This window comes from Tepidiforma sp., from assembly GCF_026419595.1.
In the GTDB taxonomy this organism is placed as follows: domain Bacteria; phylum Chloroflexota; class Dehalococcoidia; order Tepidiformales; family Tepidiformaceae; genus Tepidiforma.
In genome coordinates, this window is the sequence record NZ_JANZZD010000039.1 from 1 (window position 1) to 16628 (window position 16628).

Below are 16628 nucleotides of genomic sequence, written 5' to 3' on the forward strand. Positions count from 1 at the left end.
CCACAGGATCGCCGAGCGCAGGATGCCCGCGCGGACCGCGCGCGTCTTCAGCTCGCGCTGGAGTTCGGGGTCGTCGTCGTACCTCACGGCAGCCGGATCTCCATGCCGACCGCAAGCGTATCCGGGTTCAGGCCCGGGTTCACCGCGAGGATGGCATCGACCGTCGTGCCGTTGTCGAGCGCGATCTGGAAGAGGGTGTCGCCGGACCTGACGACGTAGGTGCGCGCCGCCGGCGTCGGGGTCGCGCCCGCGGGCGTCGGCGTGGGCGAACCGGGCTGCGGCGTCGCCGGCGTGGCCGGGGTCGAAGGCGGCCGGGTCGCGCCGCCGCCGGCCGCCGTCGGGCTCGGGGCGCCGCCGCGGGGCGTCGGAGTGGCGGTCGCCGCCACCGCCGGGGTCGGGCTCGGGAGTTCGCGCACGAGCGGGCCGCGGCTCTCGGTCGCGGGCGGCCGGATGAGGAGGAAGGCGGTCACGAGCGTCGCCAGCGCGAGCAGCGCCAGCGAACCGCGGAACACTCGCGCCGAAGGCACCGCCGCCTCTGGCGCCATGCAGCGCAGGCAAAGCTCCGCGCCGTGCTCATCGCAGTAGAGCCGGCCGCAGGTCGGGCAATCGGCCGTCGCCGGGCGTTCGCAGTAATGACAGGTCGCGTCGGTCACCGGTATCCCAAGCCTACCCCCGCGCGCGAAAGGGGAAAGTCAACCGTCCCGCCCCGCGGGCTCGATGGTCGCCGTGAGCCCGAACGATTCCAGCCGCGCGCGGTAGTGCTCGGCCGCTTCCTTCGGGCATTCGATGACGACGGCCCGGCCGTGGTGGTGCGCTTCGAGCATGATCGCCGTCGCCTCCTCCCGCGTGAGCGACGGCACCGAGCGCTGCAGGGCGCGCACCACGTGGTCCATGGTGTTCACATCGTCGTTGTGGAGGATGACCCGGTACGGCGGGAGCACCTTCTCGAGCACGACGGGGTCGAGTTCGATGGTCGGCGTGGACATGGGAGGTGGGAGCTGGGAGTTCGGAGTTCGGAGTTGGGAGCGCTGGAAGTATAGCGCGGGATGCCGCCGACTGGCCGCCCGCGGCGGGGAAGGGCTCGCCGCCTTCGGCGGCATCGCCGCGGGATGCCGGCGCTCCGCGCCGGCGCTGGGGGTTGGAGGTTGGAGGTTGACGGAGCCTGGGGCAGCCGTACGCTCGCTCCCAACTCCGTAGCCGCGGGGCTCCGTCCCCGCGGAGGGCCGGCGAGGCCCACCCGGACCGTCGAATTCACGCGCCCTCCCGCTTCCCCGTTCCCGCTTCCCGTTTCCCGTTCCCGCCTCTCGGCTCCCGCCTCCCGGTTCCCGCCTCCCGCTTCCGGCCTCCCGGAACATCCGTTGGGCGCATGGCGCCCCGCGGGGACGGAGCCCCGCGACTACGGGCCTCCCTTCCCGCGCCCCGCGCGGGGTTGGAGGTTGGAGGTTGAAGGTTGGAAGTTGAAACTCCCGCCCGGTTCCCGCTCCCCGTTCCCCGCCCTACGCGGCGTGCCTCCGCTCTCCCGTCTCCCGGTTCCCGCCTCCCGTCTCCCGGTTCCCGTCTCCCGCTTCCCGCTTCCCGCCTCCCGTCTCCCGGTTCCCGCCCCCGGCCACCCGGCCCCACGGGTCGAGGACGCGCGTGAGGCGGCACCGCGCCTGCGCCAGCTGCTCCTGGATGAGCGGTTCGGCCACATCGAGCCGCCACGGCGACAGCCCCGCCAGGTCCGGGCGCACGACCTGCACCGCGGCCGCCGACCGCCCGATCGCTTCCATCGCCTCGGTCGTCGCGCGGCTGAGGATGCGGAACGATTGCGCCAGCACGCCGAGCGCCGTCTTCGGCGGCGCGGCGGCGCCGGCCGGCGGCGTCAGGTCGATCGCCAGCACCTCCGTCGCGCCGAGGGCCAGCGCGCTCGCGATATCGACCGAGGCCGTGATGCAGCCGTCGACGTACAGCTCGCCGGCGAGTTCCACCGGTTCGAACACCCCCGGGATGGCAGTCGACGCGGCGATGGCCGGCGCGAGCGGGCCTTCGCGGAAGAGGTGTTTCCGCCCGCGGGTGAGGTTCGTCGCCACCACCGCGAGCTCGAGCCGCGCGTCTTCGAACCGGAGGTCGCGCACGTGGGCATCGATGAGCCCGCGGACGATGTCGTTGTCGCGCAGGGCGCGCGGGTTCCGCGTGACGCGGGCGGCGAGGTGGAGCGGGTTCCAGCGGAGCACGCGGATGCGGCCGAGCCCCCGCCAAACATCGAGCAGCCCTTGCGGGTCGTCCGGGTACATCGCCACCCAGGCGCCGTTGAGCGCACCGACGCTCGTGCCGATGACGATATCGGGCCGGAAGCCGAGTTCGAAGGCGGCCTGGATGTAGGCGGCCTGCACCACCCCGAGCGTGCCGCCGCCCCCGAGCACCAGCGCGAGCCTGCCCTGCCGCGGACCCTGCGCCGTCACCCCTGCATCCTCCTGTGTCATGGGTATCGGCAGGCGGATGGCCCACCCGAAGGGCGATTTTTCCGGGCAGGAGCGGCTGCCTACCGCTCCAGGACGAACAGGGGCGGCTGGGTGCGCTCGTCGATCTCGCCCCTCGCGCGGGCTGACGGGAGCGAGTTTGCAGGTTCGGCCGCCGCGAGGCGCGCCGCGATCTCCGCGATGGCTGCGGCCGGGGAGGTCGCGAGATGGACGGCGCGTGTATCGACCGTTTGCCGGTCGGACCGGGGGATTGGGCTCAGCGACCACGCTCCGGCGAACTCCTCCCAGCCCGGTTTCCCTGCGACGCCAGTCGCCTTGACGACTGCATCGAGGGTGCCGCTGAGCGCCTGCTTCGAGGCCGTGCCGGGCGATGCTGCGCGCTCGCCGCTCTCCCCGAAGGCGACGGCGACGAGCGCATCGGCAAACGCGAGGATGAGTCCGTTGCGCACCATGGCCTGCCATGATTTCCAGGCGGCGCGCGGCGCGAACTGGGAAACGACGGCAACGCCCTCGGCCGGGTATTGGCGGAGCATCGCCCGCGCTTTGCCGCCCTCGATCCCCTCAGCAAGGACGACGAGCGCACGCCCGCCGGCCGAAAGCGCGCCTTCGACGGCCGCGGCATCCACGCCGCGCGCGCCGCCGGTTACCACCATCCAGCCGCGTTTCGCGCACTCTGCACCAATCGCTGCCGCATCTGCGAGCGCAGCTGGGGGCGCTGCCCGTGCACCAGCGACAGCGACAGCCGGGGAAGCAGTGAGCAGGCCCGGGTTGCCCAGGACATACAGGGTCGCCGGCCGCGCGAGCCGATTCGCCACCCTCGAGGGGTAGCCCGCGCTTCCCGGCCGGATTTCGGCCGCGACCCCGGCGACGCCCGAACCCGTCAACGCCGTACCCTCGTTCTCGTGATGGTCACAGCATAGACGGCCGCGCAGGCCCCGTCCCGCAGCATCGCCCGAGTGCACTCGCGCAGGGTCGCCCCTGAACGAAAGATGTCGTCCAGCAGCAGCAGGGGCCTGCCGTGGTACCGGTCGGGGTCCGTGACCGCGAAGGCACCGCGCAGCGCCCCCTCGCGCTCCTCCGGCGATTCGAGGTCCTTGAGCGGAGCCCCCGCCCGGACGCGCACCAGCCACTCCCGGTCCGCCGTGCGTCCGGTGCGGGCTGCGAGCTCGTCGGCGAGAACCTCGACAGGCTGCCACACTCGCTCCCTGTCGCTCGGCGGAACCGGGATGATCGCGGCGACATTCCGAAAGACGTACAGCGTGGACACGAACTCGGCGAGCCGCTCCGCGATGGTGGCCGCCGCGCTCCGGTCCGTCCCGTACTTCAGCGCATATACGAGCTCCCCGAGCTCAGACCGCCGGTAGCCCGGTCCCTCGTGGTCGACGGTATGCCAGTCCAGCGCCCATGCGCCTCGCCAGGGCTCGACCGGGTGTTTTCCGAGCCAAATCTCCACTCGAGGTCCCCTGAAGGCCCGATTTGTAGCAGCCGGGCATGCCGACCTCAAGAGGCAAGCCATCCGCCCGCACCCCGCCTCGCTCTTTCCTTTCCCTTTCTGCTGGTACCTTCTCTCACGTATGCGCACCCCCCTCCTCACGCTTGCCGTCGCCGCCCTCGCCGTCTTCGCTGCCGCCTGCTCCGACCGCGAGCGCCCGGCTGCCGGCGCCGATGCCACCCCCGGCGGCCCCGCCGCCCTCCAGTGGTCCTCCTGCGGCGGCCGCGCCGAATGCGCCACGCTCCAGGTCCCGCTCGACTGGGCCGACCCCGGCGGCGAGACCATCGAGCTCAGCGTCATCCGCTACCCGGCACGCAAGCCCGACCAGCGCATCGGCGTCCTCATGGCCAACCCCGGCGGCCCCGGCGGCTCCGCCATCGACTTCATGAAGACGTGGCAGGCCATCGCCCCTGCCGCCATCCGCGACCGGTTCGACCTCGTCGCCTTCGACCCCCGCGGCGTCGGCGAAAGCACGCCCATCGTCTGCCACGAACGGCTCCAGGAGCTCGTCGCCATCGACCCCGACCCGGAAACCGAGGCCGAATGGCGCGAGGCGGAGCGCGTCTCGAAGGCCTTCGCCGACGACTGCGCCGCCGCGGCCGGCCGCCTCCTCCCCCACGTCGGCACGAAGAACGTCGCCCGCGATATGGACGCCCTCCGCCAGGCGCTCGGCGAAGAGCAGCTCACCTACGTCGGCTACTCCTACGGCACCACCATCGGCGCCGTGTACGCCGACATGTTCCCGGGGAGGGTGCGCGCCTTCGTCCTCGATGGCGGCACCGACCAGTCGCTCGACTACGAAACCGTCTCCATCACCCAGATGATCGGCTTCGAACGCGCCCTCCAGGCCTACCTCGCCGATTGCGCGGCGAAGCGGTGCGCGCTCGCCCGCGATGGCGACCCGCGCGCGGCCATCGACCGCGTCATCGCCATGGCGGAGCAGGCGCCCATCCCCGCGCCCGGCGCGGACCGGCCCGCCGGCCCCGGCGAAGTCCAGCTCGGCATCATCGCCGCCCTCTACAGCAAGTTCACCTGGAACCAGCTCACCGGGGCGCTCACCCGGGCCCTCGGCGGCGACGGCACCGGGCTCGTCGAACTGACCGACTTCTACCTCCAGCGGAACCCGGACGGCACCTACCCGAACCTCATCGAGGCGAACTACGCCGTCAACTCGGTCGACTCGGTTTGCCCGCGCGACCCGCAGGCCTACCGCGCGATGGCCGACCGCTTCGCGAAGCTGGCGCCCACCTTCGGCCGGGCGGCGGCCACCGGCGGGCTCGTCTGCGCCTACTGGGCGGCCGAGCCCGACCCCCTCGGCGTGCCGCGCGCGGCTGGGGCGCCGCCCATCCTCGTCATCGCCACCACCAACGACCCGGCGACTCCCTACGAATGGGGGAAAGCGCTCAGCGAACAGCTCGAAAGCGGCGTCCTCCTCACCTACCGCGGCGAAGGCCACACCATCTACGCGCAGGGCAGCGCCTGCGTCGATGAGATCGTGAACGCCTACCTCCTGAACCTGGCCGTGCCCGCCGCCGGCGCTACCTGCGGCGACGGCCCGCCGCCGCCCGGCCAGCAGGCCGGCCCGACGGCCGCGCCGCGGACGGAAGCGACGCCGACCCGCTCGGCCCGCCTCGCCCCGACGCCGGCCCCTGCCGGCGCAGCAGAGCCGCCCGCCGCGAACGACGGCGGCGACGAAGGCGAGACGACGCCTCCGCCGCCGGAGACGGACGCCGGCAGCGGCGAACCCGCCACCTGGGGCTACTGGGTCGCCGGCCTCCTGCTGCTCGCCATGGCCGTCGCCTTCGTCGGCGTCGGCGTCGCCCAGGCCCGCCGGGGCCGCCCCGGCAGCTAACCGGCTGCTCACGTAGACTCCACCTCACCCCCGCCCCGGGACCGGAGGAGCCGCGTGGCCGACGCCGCGCCCGGCGCTCTCGCGGGCCGCCGGGTCCGCCGCCCGGCCCGCGTCTTCTACGGCTGGTGGGTCGTCGCCGTCGGCGGCGCCCTCCAGGCCTTGCAGGCTGCCCTCCTCGGCCAGGCCTACGGCGCCTACGTCGTCCTCCTGCGCGACGAGTTCGGCTGGAGCAAGACGCTCCTCTCCGCCGCCTCCAGCCTCCGCGAGGCCGAAAGCGGCATCCTCGGTCCCGTCCACGGCACCCTGCTCGACCGCTTCGGCCCCCGCAAAATCGCCTCCGCCGGCGTGGTCATCCTCGGCATCGGCTTCATGCTCTTCAGCCGCGTGCAGGACCCGCTCCAGTTCTACGGTGCCTTCCTCGTGATGTCCGTCGGGGCCAGCATGTCCGGCTACTTCACCGCGACGTTCGCCGCCGTCCACTGGTTCGAACGCCGCCGGGCGACGGCCATCTCGCTCACCTCGGCCGGCTTCGCCGTCGGCGGGATGTGCGTGCCGCTCACCGTCCTCGCGCTCGAATCGCTCGGCTGGCGGACGACGGCGTTCCTCTCGGGCGTCCTCATCATCGCGGCCGGGCTGCCGCTCGCCCAGCTCTACCGCCACCACCCGCACGACCTCGGGCTCGAACCGGACGGCGCGCCCCCGGCCCGCCCGGCCCGCGACCCCGCCGACCTGCCGCCGGCTGCGCCTGCCTCCCGCGACTTTACCCTCGGCGAGGCGCTCCGCACGCCGGCGTTCTGGCTCATCGCCTTCGGCCACGCGTCCGCGCTCTTCGTCGTCAGCTCGATGGCCGTCCACCTCGTCTCCCACCTGCGCGAGGCGCTCGGCTACACGCTCGGGCAGGCCTCGGCGGTGGTGCTCGCGCTCACCTTCACCTTCATGGTCGGGAACCTCACCGGCGGCTTCATCGGCGACCGCGTGAACAAGCGCGCCTTCCTCGTCGCCTGCATGGCGATGCACTGCACCGGCCTGCTCATCCTCTCCCACGCGGTCGCGACGTGGATGGTGGCGGCCTTCGTCGTCATCCACGGCCTCGCGTGGGGCTGGCGCGGCCCGCAGATGTCCGCCATCCGCGCCGACTACTTCGGCCGGGCGGCGTTCGGCAAGATCATGGGCGTCTCCGCGATGGTCATCATCACCGGCACCGTCTTCGGGCCGCTCATCGCCGGCGCGCTCTACGACCGGACCGGCAACTACCGGCTCGGCTTCGATGTCCTCGCGCTCATCGCGCTCTCCGGCTCCATCTTCTTCCTGCTCGCGCGGCGGCCCTCACCGCCACTCGACCGCCAGCACGGTCGCTAGCGGGTCGACCGCGCCGGGCGGCACCTCGATGGTCAGCTCGCCCAGCGGGTCGCGCCCGAAAAGCCGGTCGGCGATGGCGCAGCGGCCTCTGGCGCGCAGCTCCTCGCCGGTGCCGAGACACCACACCCGGGCCGCGTGGTCGATCGGCACGCTGCGCAGCGTCACCGATTCGTACGGGCGCATGAGGAGGAAGACGTACGTCACGCTGCCGCGCTTCGTCGAGGGGCCGTAGACCTGCCACGGTTCGAGCCCCGGCTCCGTGCCGATGACCGCCTCGCCGTGGCGCGCCATCCACCCCGCCACCTCTTCGAGGATGGCGAGCTGCTTCGGCGGCAGGCGGCCGTCGCCCATCGGGCTCACGTTCAGCAGCAGGTTGCCGCCCCGGCCGGCCACCTCGCAGAGCGTGTGGACGACCTGCCGGGGCGATTTCCACCGCGTGTCCGAGGGTACGTAGCCCCAGCTCTCGTTGAGCGTCATGCAGGTCTCCCACGGCCGGCCCGGCGGCTGCGGCGGCACGAACTGCTCCGGCGTTTCGAAGTCGCCCGCGCCCGGCAGCCGGTCGTTGATGAGGATGCCGGGCTGCAGCTCCCGGATGAGCGCCTCCAGCTCTGCCGCGCGCCACTGCCCCGGCGTCCGCTCCCAGCCGCCGTCGAACCAGAGGAGGTCGATCGGCCCGTAGTTCGTCAGCAGCTCGCGCACCTGTTCGAACATGTCGCCGAGGAACCGCGCCCAGCCTTCCGGCGTCGGCTGCCGGCCGCGGCCGAACCGGTACGGCCGGTCGTCGTCGGTCATCGCCGGGTAGTCCGGGTGGTGCCAGTCGCAGAGCGAAAAGTAAAGCCCGACCCGGAGCCCCTCGGCCCGGAACGCCTCCACGTACTCGCGGACGAGGTCGGCGCCGACGGGCGAACTGGCGACCCCGAAATCCGAGGTCTTCGTGTGGAACATCGCGTAGCCGTCGTGGTGCTTCGCGGTGAAGACGGCGTACTGCATGCCGCAGCGTTTCGCGAGCCGGGCGAGGGCGGCGAAGTCGCGCTCGCGGGGGTCGAAGGTCGCCGCGGAGGCCTGGTAGTCGGCGACGGCCATGCTGCCGGTCGGCAGGGCGACGTTGCCGCCGGCCATCGGCCAGGAGAGTTCGACACCCTGCTGCGAGGCGTGCCCCCAGTGGATGAACATCCCGAACCGGGCCGTCTCGAACCAGCTCCCCATCGCGGGCCGCGATGCTACGCGATGGCGGCCGGCAGCGCCAGCGGGACGAAGGAAGCGGCCCGCCGCCGGCAAGACCCGCGCAAGCCCCGCCTACCCCAGCAGCCGCAGCACCCGCTCCGCCGCCAGCTCCGCGACCCGCTCGGCCGGCAGCGCGGCATCGATCACCGCCCAGCGGCCGGCGTCGTCGCGCGCCTGCAGCAGGTAGCCCTCGCGCACCTTCCGGTGGAACTCCAGCCCCTCCAGCCCCGTCGCCACCGCGGCGCTCTCGCTCCCCTTCCGCGCCAGGCCGGCCGCCGGGTCGATGTCGAGGTAGACCACGAGGTCCGGCTCGAGCCCGCCGGTGGCCGCCCGGTTCGCCGTGCGGACGATGACGGGGTCGAGCCCGCGCGCGTGCACCTGGTAGGCGAAGGTGCTCGGCGCGAACCGGTCGCAGATGACCGTGTCGCCCCGCTCGAGCGCCGGCCGGATGACGGCCGCGACGAGCTCGGCGCGGGCGGTGAGGAAGGCGAACAGCTCGGCCCACGGGCTCAGCCGCTCGTGGAGCAGCCCGCGGATGACCTCGCCCGCCGGGGTGCCGCCCGGCTCGCGGGTGAGGACGACGCGCCGGCCGGCCGCCTCCAGCCGGGCCGCGACGGCCGCCGCGGCCGTGCTCTTGCCGGAGCCTTCGCCCCCTTCGAAGACGATGAAGCGGCCGCTGCTCACCGCTCGAACGGCGTCCCGCTGCCGAGCGGCAGGATCTTCACGCGGCGCATCGGCTCCTTGCCCGAGCTGCGGCTCTCCAGGTTGTAGCGGGTCGCCAGCTGGTGCTGCACCCGGCGGATGTAGCTGTTCGCCGGCGGCAGCTCCACCGGCCGCCCCTCCTCCAGCACCTTCGCGATCGCCTCCTCCGTCTCCCGGAAGACATCGACCATCGGGTCGCGCTTCGGGCCGCGCGCGCCAGAGCTGCCCCGGTCGCCGCGCAGCTGGAGCAGCGCCTGTTCGAGCTGGTAGACGCCGCTGCTCTTCACCACGTAAAGCGGCAGGTTCCGCTCCTCGGCCTCGCGCAGGGCCGGCGGCTTGCTCCGGTAGTAGTTGCGCAGGGTGATGACCGCGTCGGCATCGGCCGGGTCATCGACCAGTTCGATGTTGGCGTCGACGGAGCGGGCCGCCTGTTCGAGCCGCGCCCGCGGGATGCCGAACGGGAAGATGCGGGTGATGCGGGAGGCCGGCCGCAGCGCCGGGGCTGCGAACTGCGGCGGCTCATCGTCGTCGAACTCCGCCGGCTCCGCCGGGGCGGGCTCGAACCCCCGCGGCTCGCGCGGCTCCCGGAACTCCCGGATGTGGCCGCCGTTCCGCCGGTGGCCGATCTCCCACGTCGGGGGCCGGCCCGGGCGGGCCGGCGCCGGCGCGCCCATGCCGAATTCGCCGCCTTCCCGGTCGGCGTCGTCCACGATTTCGATCCGGCCGCCGGGGCCGAGCTGCCGCGTCTCCGGCTTCGCCCGGTAGCCCCGCAGGATGGCGTCGACCGTCTCGGCGACGTTCTTGTGGATGGCCACCCGCCGCCAGCTCTCGATTTCGACCACGATGTCGAACGTCGGCGGCGCCTTCCGTTCGAGGATCGACTTCTGCGTGCCGCGGCGGCGCGCCTCTTCGTCGCCCAGCGTCACCGACTGGATCCCGCCGATGAGGTCGGCCAGCGTCGGGTTCAGCATCAGGTTCTCGAGCGAGGTGCCGTGGGCGGTGCCGACGAGCTGCACGCCGCGCTCGGCGATCGTGCGCGCTGCCTGCGCCTCCAGCTCCGTGCCGATCTCGTCGATGACGATCACTTCCGGCATGTGGTTCTCCACCGCCTCGATCATCACCGCGTGCTGCATCGAGGGCGTGGCGACCTGCATCCGGCGGGAGCCGCCGATCGCCGGGTGGGGCACATCGCCGTCGCCGCCGATTTCGTTCGAGGTATCGACGATAATGACGCGCTTGTTCGCGTCGTCGGCGAGCACCCGCGCGACTTCGCGCAGCATCGTCGTCTTGCCCACGCCCGGCCGCCCGAGCAGGAGGATGTTCTTCCCGCTCAGCACGAGGTCTTCGATGACGCGGATGGTGCCGTAGACGGCCCGGCCCACGCGGCAGGTGAGGCCGATGACCTTGCCGCGCCGGTTGCGGATGCAGCTGATCCGGTGGAGCGTCCGTTCGATGCCCGCGCGGTTGTCGTCGCCGAAGTCGCCGATGCGCGCGATGACCCACTGGAGGTCCGCTTCGGTCACTTCTTCGCGGCTGAGGATGACTTCGCGGCCGGGGTAGCGGGCTTCCGGCAGCCGGCCGAGGTCCATCACGACTTCGAGCAGGTCGGCGCGGCGCTCGGCCTCGCGCAGCGGGCCGGAGATGTGCGGCGGGAGCGCATCGAGCAGAAGGTCGAGATCGTCGGTGACGATCTGCTCAGGGGGCAGCGGTGCGGATGCAGAAGATGACTGGCTCACGGCTCATTGCGGCACGGGGAAGGATTCCGCCGGGACCGCCACGACCTCCTTGAGGGTCTCGGCCCGCGCGAGGCGGCGCGCGCACATGAGCCGCACTCCGAGGGCCGGGTAGCCGCGCTCCTGCGCGGCCGCTTCGATGCCGGGCTGATGTTCGGCGACGACGAGCGCGCCGTGGCGCGGCGCGTGCGCCTCCACCGTGTCGAGCGCCGCCTCGACGAGGGCGCCCCCTTCCGCGAGCAGGAGGTGCGCCTCCCGCTCGCCGATCCCGGCCCAGCCGATGAGCCCGCCCTCCCCATCGGCCACGAATTCCTGTTCGCAATCGAACGAATCGAGCACCGCCCGGAACTCCTGCTGGCCCGGCGCTTCGTTCCGCCGCACCGGCTCCGGCACGGCCCGGCAGTAGAGCCGGAAGATGCCCGCGCGGTCGGCCCGCACGGCCGGCCGGAACGGATTGCCCGGCCCCGGCGCGGCCCGGCTGCTCCGCAGCGCGTACAGCCGCTCCAGCCGGTAGGCGTAGAAGCCGGCCCGCCGCAGCGCGCCCGCATGGGGCGACCCCTCGGCGTACCGCAGGTAGAGCACCCGCCCGCCGCGCAGCGCCACCTCGCGCGCGAGGCCCTGCAGGAGCGCCGTCACCGCATCGTCGTCCTTCGGCCGGCCGATGCGGAGCGAGGCCACATCCCAGCCGGCGCCGCCCGCCAGCTGCCGCGCGACCGCCACGCCGCGGTAGCTGAGGCCGCGGCGAAGCCCGACGACGGCCGTTCGCGGCACTTTCGGCAGCCGGGTGATGCCCGTCGCCGCCAGCCCGCTCGAGACGAGCAGGTTCTGCCCGCCGCGCAGCGCCACCACCTCCGTATCCAGCCGGTGGAGCTGCGGCCAGAGCGTCGCCGCGTCGATCGGGCTCAGGGCCTCGGCTGCGTGGTCGCTCATTTCGCGGCTCCCGGCGGCGCGCCGATGGTGAGGAAGTAGGCGTGCAGCCGCGTGTCGTGCGTCAGCTCCGGGTGGAAGCTCGTGGCCAGCAGGTTCCCCTGCCGGGCGGCGACCACCGTGCCGTCCGCCAGCCGCGCGATCGGCCGCGCCGGCGGGTCCACCCGCTCGATGACCGGCGCGCGGATGAAGACGGCCCGGAACGGCCCGCCCTCCAGCCCTTCGATGGCGAGGTCTTCTTCGAAGCTGTCCACCTGCCTGCCGAACGCGTTCCGCCGCACGCGGATGTGCATCGTTTCGATGCCCGGCCGATCGAGGCGGTCGACTTCCTTCGCGAGCAGGATGGCGCCGGCGCAGGTGCCCCACGTCGGCCGGCCGCTCGCGCAGAACGCCCGCAGCGGCTCCTGGAACCCGTTCGAGAGGATGAGCCGGGCGATCGTCGTGCTCTCCCCGCCCGGGATGATGAGCGCATCGAGCCCCTCGAGCTGGGCCGGCTTCCGGACTTCGATCGCCCGGTGGCCCATCCCCTCCAGCATCTCCCGGTGCTCCCGGAAATCCCCCTGCAGCGCCAGCACCCCCACGGTGCGGGGCGCGGACGAACGCGGCGAAACCGTCATGCGGAACCAGCCCCCGGCGCAGGGCGCGGCTCACGGACGGCAACCGAGGGGCACATGGTGATGCGAATGCTCGATGGCAACGGCAGTGCGAAAACCCTGCGCAACCTGCTTCCAGTGTACCGCACCCGCAGAGCGCCTGCGTGTCGGCGAACGTTAACTTCCCGTGCCCTGGTACGCCGGCTCGATGACGGCCGACATGCTCCCGCGCGAATTCGGCATCAGCGGGTCCGGCCCGTAGGCGTGCACCAGCTCCTGCTTCGCCCGGACCTCATCGTGGCTGCCCGTCATCAGCACGGCCCGCCCCTGGCTGTCCACCACGCAGGCGATCGCGTACCCCTTCTCCGGCCCGTAGCCGAAGATCTCCGCGCACATCCGGATGACGTACGCGTAGGTGTGCTCGTCGTCGTCCAGCAGCACGAGGTGGTACGGCGGTTCGAGCTGCTGGTCGGTCTCGTCGATGACGTGCGTCCCGGGAGATGGCAGCAGGCTCATGCCTTCGATTATACCGCCGGGCGGCCGGGCCCCCGGCGCTCAGCGGCCGGGTTCGAACAGGGCCGCGATGACGGCCAGCGCCAGCCGCCGCCCGCCGGCCGGCGTGAAGTGCACCCCGTCGCTCACCCGGATGACCTGCACCGTGCCGTGCTCATCCGGCAGGGCCGCGGCGTAGCTGCCATCCGGCGCCGAGGTCAGCGCCCACGTATCGAGGTAGAGCACCCACGGGCGGGCGGCTGCCTGCTCCGCGAAGACGGCGTTGATGCGCGGCACGCTCGCCGCGAGGTCGGCCCGGCCCATGTTCGGCTGCCCCACCCACACCACCGTCCGCCCCGGCCGGTAGAGCAGGTCCATCACCGCGCCGACCCGCGCGCCGTACTCCTCCGCCGAGCGCACCTGGTTCGCATCGTTAGCGCCCACCATGAAGACCACCACGTCCGGGTCGTAGCGGGCCATCTCCGCCGCGAGGTACGCCGGCCAGTCGAAGAAGTCCGGCCGCATCAGCCCCGAGCTGATCTTGTAGTCCGCCCCGCGCACCGGCACCCCGCCCAGCGCCGACCACCCGGCGAAGAGCGCGACCGTCATGAAGTACGACGTCGAATCGCCGTCCGACCAGAGGCGGACGCCCTGCGCGGATTGCAGCCGCGCCGGGGGCGGGGTCGGCGTGGGGGTGGGCGTCGGCGGCGGCTCCGGCGTGCCGTCGTATGCCAGCCAGGCCACGAAGACGTAGCGCGGGGGCGCGTCGGCCGCCGCAGCGCCGCCCGGCGCCTCCGCCGCCGGATCATCGGCCAGCGAGAAGACGACGCCCGCGCAGCCGCCGAGCACCCCGGCGAGCACGAGCAGCGCCCCGTGCCAGCGGCGGGCGCGCCACCGCCGCCCGGCGCGCTCGCCCGGGTCGGGTGCCGCGTCGGCGCCGGGCGAATCCTCCAACTCCACGACCTCGCAGGGGCTTCGAATCCGACAACGCGCGGACCCGGGGTAAAGTTCCCGCAGTCGCCCGCTTCGCGCCAGCCCGCGACAATGCGGGGCGGGGGCGGCGCCCCCGCCGGCCGCGACCATGCTCTTCCCGACCGTCGATTTCGCCATCTTCTTCGTCGCCGTCTTCGCCGTCGCCTGGCTCATCCGGCCGTGGCACCTCTGGTGGCGCGTCTTCCTCGTGCTCGCCAGCTGGTTCTTCTACGGCTTCTGGGAGCCGAAGTTCGTCCTCCTCCTCATCGGCTCGACGGCCTTCAACTGGGCCGTCGGCCGCGACCTCGCCCGGATGCGCGGCCCGGAGGGGCTCGACCGCTTCGGCCGCTGGTTCCTCGGCTTCGGCATCGCCGCCAACCTCGCCACCCTCGGCTGGTTCAAGTACTACGGCTTCTTCGTGAAGGACGTCGCCGGCCTCATCGAGCGCTTCGGCGTCGACCTCCCGCTGCCGCTCCTCCAGGTCACCCTCCCCGTCGCCATCTCGTTCTTCACCTTCCACGCCATCAGCTACCTGGTCGACATCGCCCGCGGGCAGTGCGAGCCGCTCTCTCCGCTCGATTTCGCGCTCTACCTCTCCTTCTTCCCCCACCTCGTCGCCGGCCCCATCGTCCGCGTCACCGAGTTCGCGCCGCAGATTCGCGAGCCCTTCCGCGACCGCGTCATCGACGCCGCGCCGGCCTTCACGCTCATCGTCGCCGGCCTGTTCAAGAAGGTCGTCATCTCCACCTACCTCGCCGGCGAAATCGCCGACCCCGTCTTCGCCAGCCCGGGCACCCACAGCGCGCTCGAAAACCTGCTCGGCGTCTACGCCTACGCGGTCCAGATCTTCGCCGATTTCAGCGGCTACACCGATATCGCCATCGGCTGCGCGCTCCTCCTCGGCATCCAGTTCCCGCAGAACTTCGACCAGCCCTACCGCGCGTGGTCGCTGCAGGATTTCTGGCGGCGCTGGCACATGACGCTCAGCCGCTGGCTGCGCGATTACCTCTACATCCCGCTCGGCGGCAGCCGGGGCAGCACGTGGTTCACCTACCGCAATCTCTTCCTCACGATGCTGCTCGGCGGGCTCTGGCACGGCGCGGCCTGGACGTTCGTCGCCTGGGGCGCCATCCACGGCGCGGGGCTCGTCATCGAGCGGGAGGTCCGCGCCCGCAACCGCTGGCTCCGGGGCACGGCGGCGAAGGCGGCCGGCTGGTTCATCTCCTTCCACGTCGTCTGCTTCGCCTGGATCTTCTTCCGCGCTGAGACGTTCGGCGCCGCCTGGCAGGTGATCACCCGCATCGCCACCGCCTGGGGCGAGCCATCGCCCGCCGCCACCCCGCTCCTCGTGGCCGTCATCGCCGGCGCCATCGCCGCCCAGTTCCTCCCGCGCGACCTCTTCCGGCGGTTCGAAGTGACCTACTCTGAACTCGCCCCTGCCGCGCAGGCGGCTATGCTGGCCGTGGCGCTGGTGCTCATCGATGCCCTCGGGCCGGAGGGCGTCGCGCCCTTCATCTACTTCCAGTTCTGAGCGCCGGAGGTGACCCTGCCCGATGGCTGATGCCACCCGCCCCGGCCCCCGCCCGCGCCTCGGCGCCCGGCCCCGGCGCGTCTTCGGCGTCATGGTCGGCGGCCTCCTCCTCGCCGTGCTCCTCAACGCCCCCGCGCTCGAACAGGGCGCCGAATCGATGCCCTACGGCCGGGAGCGCGATTTCTGGCTCGCCGTCTGGAAGCCGTTCGCCACGGTGAGCCGCCTCTTCTTCCTCGATGAGCCGCGCAACCTGCTCGACCGCGCCCTCGGCCGGGAGCAGCGCGGCCTGTTCGAACTGCCTGCCGCGCCGGGGGACGAACCCGGCCAGCCGGGCGGCGATGCGACTCCCGTGCCCGGCCGGACGCCCACCCCCGGCCGCGGCACTCCCGCCGCCTCCCCGACGCCGACGCCCGACCCGCGCCCGAAGCTCCGCACCCCGACCGCCGCCGACCCCCTCCGCGTCTGGATCGGCGGCGATTCGATGGTCAAAGTCCTCGGCGAAGCGTTCGTCCGGCAGGCCGCCGAAACCGGCGTCATCGCCGCCACCCACGACCCCCAGCTCTCCAGCGGCCTCACCCGGCCGGATTTCTTCGACTGGCCCGGCCACTTCAACCAGCTCGTCCAGTCCGGCCGCTACGAAGTCTTCATCGTGATGTTCGGCGCGAACGATTCGCAGGGCATCAAAACGCCCGACGGCCAGATCTTCCAGCCCGGCGACCCCGGCTGGACGGCCGAATACCGCCGCCGCGTCGCCGGCGTCATGGACCTCCTCGGCGGCGGCAACCGCCTCGTCCTCTGGGTCGGCCAGCCCATCATGCGCAGCGCCGAGTTCTCCCAGCGCATGGCCGAGCTGAACGCCATCTACCGCGAAGAGGCCGCGAAACGCCCGTGGGTCCAGTTCATCGACCTCTGGCCGCTCTTCCAGACGCCCTCCGGCGGCTACGACGCCTACCTCCGCGACGACGACGGGCAGGTGAAGGAGATGCGCCACCCGGACGGCGTCCACCTCGTCCGCGACGGCGGCGAGCGGGCGGCCCGGGCCATCATGGCCGCCCTGAAGGCCGAAGCCGGCATCCCCTGAGCGGGGCGCGGCCGCCGCGGTCGTCCGTTCCTGCCGCGGGCCGTACCCTCGGGTGGATGGATGGCGGCCTCCCGCCCGGGTTCGGGCGCTACCCGCTGCCGCTGGCGCTGGCCATCCTGCTCGTGCAGGCCGCGCTCGGCATCCTCCTCTTCGCCACCTTCCAGGAGTGGGTGCCGCGCCGGCTCGGCACGTCCGATGCCTGGGGCGGCTA

The 16628-nt window shown here is 72.8% G+C and carries 16 protein-coding genes; 4 read left to right on the plus strand and 12 right to left on the minus strand.

The genetic code is table 11. The features are described 5' to 3' along the window. Positions 1 to 83: 83 nt before the first annotated feature. The 5 genes from N2041_RS13500 to N2041_RS13520 form a co-directional block, all read right to left on the minus strand. Positions 84 to 653 carry a LysM peptidoglycan-binding domain-containing protein gene (locus N2041_RS13500; RefSeq protein WP_297679104.1) on the minus strand — a complete coding sequence of 190 codons (570 nt, stop codon included), beginning with the start codon at positions 651 to 653 and terminating at the stop codon, positions 84 to 86. 39 nt (positions 654 to 692) lie between these two features. After that, complete coding sequence (locus N2041_RS13505) at positions 693 to 986, minus strand: ATP-dependent Clp protease adaptor ClpS (RefSeq protein WP_270057908.1); 294 nt, start codon at positions 984 to 986, stop codon at positions 693 to 695. A gap of 510 nt (positions 987 to 1496) precedes the next feature. Continuing rightward, positions 1497 to 2441 carry a patatin-like phospholipase family protein gene (locus tag N2041_RS13510; RefSeq protein WP_297679105.1) on the minus strand — a complete coding sequence of 315 codons (945 nt, stop codon included), beginning with the start codon at positions 2439 to 2441 and terminating at the stop codon, positions 1497 to 1499. 80 nt (positions 2442 to 2521) lie between these two features. Continuing rightward, positions 2522 to 3421: a DNA-processing protein DprA gene (locus N2041_RS13515; protein WP_297679106.1), complete on the minus strand. Its 900-nt coding sequence runs from the start codon at positions 3419 to 3421 to the stop codon at positions 2522 to 2524. Continuing rightward, positions 3340 to 3912, minus strand: a complete 573-nt coding sequence (locus N2041_RS13520) for a hypothetical protein (RefSeq protein ID WP_297679107.1) — start codon at positions 3910 to 3912, stop codon at positions 3340 to 3342. The genes N2041_RS13515 and N2041_RS13520 overlap by 82 nt, the downstream gene beginning before the upstream one ends. A 121-nt stretch (positions 3913 to 4033) precedes the next feature. Here N2041_RS13520 and N2041_RS13525 point away from each other — a divergent pair, with 121 nt between their 5' ends. Together N2041_RS13525 and N2041_RS13530 are read left to right on the plus strand one after the other, a co-directional pair. Further along, positions 4034 to 5803: an alpha/beta hydrolase gene (locus tag N2041_RS13525; RefSeq protein ID WP_297679108.1), complete on the plus strand. Its 1770-nt coding sequence runs from the start codon at positions 4034 to 4036 to the stop codon at positions 5801 to 5803. 54 nt (positions 5804 to 5857) lie between these two features. Further along, a complete protein-coding gene (locus N2041_RS13530; RefSeq protein WP_297679109.1) occupies positions 5858 to 7162 on the plus strand; it encodes an MFS transporter in 1305 nt (434 codons plus the stop codon). Here N2041_RS13530 and N2041_RS13535 read toward each other — a convergent pair. The 7 genes from N2041_RS13535 to N2041_RS13565 all read right to left on the minus strand — a co-directional run bounded on the left by N2041_RS13535 (position 7130) and on the right by N2041_RS13565 (position 13793). Beyond that, entirely contained in the window at positions 7130 to 8368 is a 1239-nt protein-coding gene (locus tag N2041_RS13535) for an alpha-L-fucosidase (protein ID WP_297679110.1), read from the minus strand. The two genes, N2041_RS13530 and N2041_RS13535, sit on opposite strands and share 33 nt — an antisense overlap. A 90-nt stretch (positions 8369 to 8458) precedes the next feature. Beyond that, entirely contained in the window at positions 8459 to 9070 is a 612-nt protein-coding gene (gene tmk / locus N2041_RS13540; protein ID WP_297679111.1) for a dTMP kinase, read from the minus strand. Continuing rightward, a complete protein-coding gene (locus N2041_RS13545) occupies positions 9067 to 10824 on the minus strand; it encodes a R3H domain-containing nucleic acid-binding protein (protein WP_297679112.1) in 1758 nt (585 codons plus the stop codon). The genes tmk and N2041_RS13545 overlap by 4 nt, the downstream gene beginning before the upstream one ends. Positions 10825 to 10827: 3 nt before the next feature. Continuing rightward, positions 10828 to 11751 carry a hypothetical protein gene (locus N2041_RS13550; RefSeq protein ID WP_297679113.1) on the minus strand — a complete coding sequence of 308 codons (924 nt, stop codon included), beginning with the start codon at positions 11749 to 11751 and terminating at the stop codon, positions 10828 to 10830. Further along, a complete protein-coding gene (pdxT, locus tag N2041_RS13555; protein ID WP_297679114.1) occupies positions 11748 to 12365 on the minus strand; it encodes a pyridoxal 5'-phosphate synthase glutaminase subunit PdxT in 618 nt (205 codons plus the stop codon). Before pdxT ends, N2041_RS13550 begins: the two co-directional genes overlap by 4 nt. A 153-nt stretch (positions 12366 to 12518) precedes the next feature. After that, positions 12519 to 12857: an ATP-dependent Clp protease adaptor ClpS gene (locus N2041_RS13560; RefSeq protein ID WP_270057922.1), complete on the minus strand. Its 339-nt coding sequence runs from the start codon at positions 12855 to 12857 to the stop codon at positions 12519 to 12521. A gap of 39 nt (positions 12858 to 12896) precedes the next feature. Then, complete coding sequence (locus tag N2041_RS13565) at positions 12897 to 13793, minus strand: GDSL-type esterase/lipase family protein (protein WP_297679115.1); 897 nt, start codon at positions 13791 to 13793, stop codon at positions 12897 to 12899. Positions 13794 to 13914: 121 nt separating this feature from the next. Here N2041_RS13565 and N2041_RS13570 point away from each other — a divergent pair, with 121 nt between their 5' ends. After that, positions 13915 to 15336: an MBOAT family protein gene (locus N2041_RS13570; protein ID WP_297679116.1), complete on the plus strand. Its 1422-nt coding sequence runs from the start codon at positions 13915 to 13917 to the stop codon at positions 15334 to 15336. A 22-nt stretch (positions 15337 to 15358) separates the two neighbouring features. After that, on the plus strand, positions 15359 to 16417 hold the full coding sequence (locus N2041_RS13575) for a DUF459 domain-containing protein (protein WP_297679117.1): 1059 nt from the start codon (positions 15359 to 15361) through the stop codon (positions 16415 to 16417). The last annotated feature ends 211 nt before the right edge of the window (positions 16418 to 16628 follow it).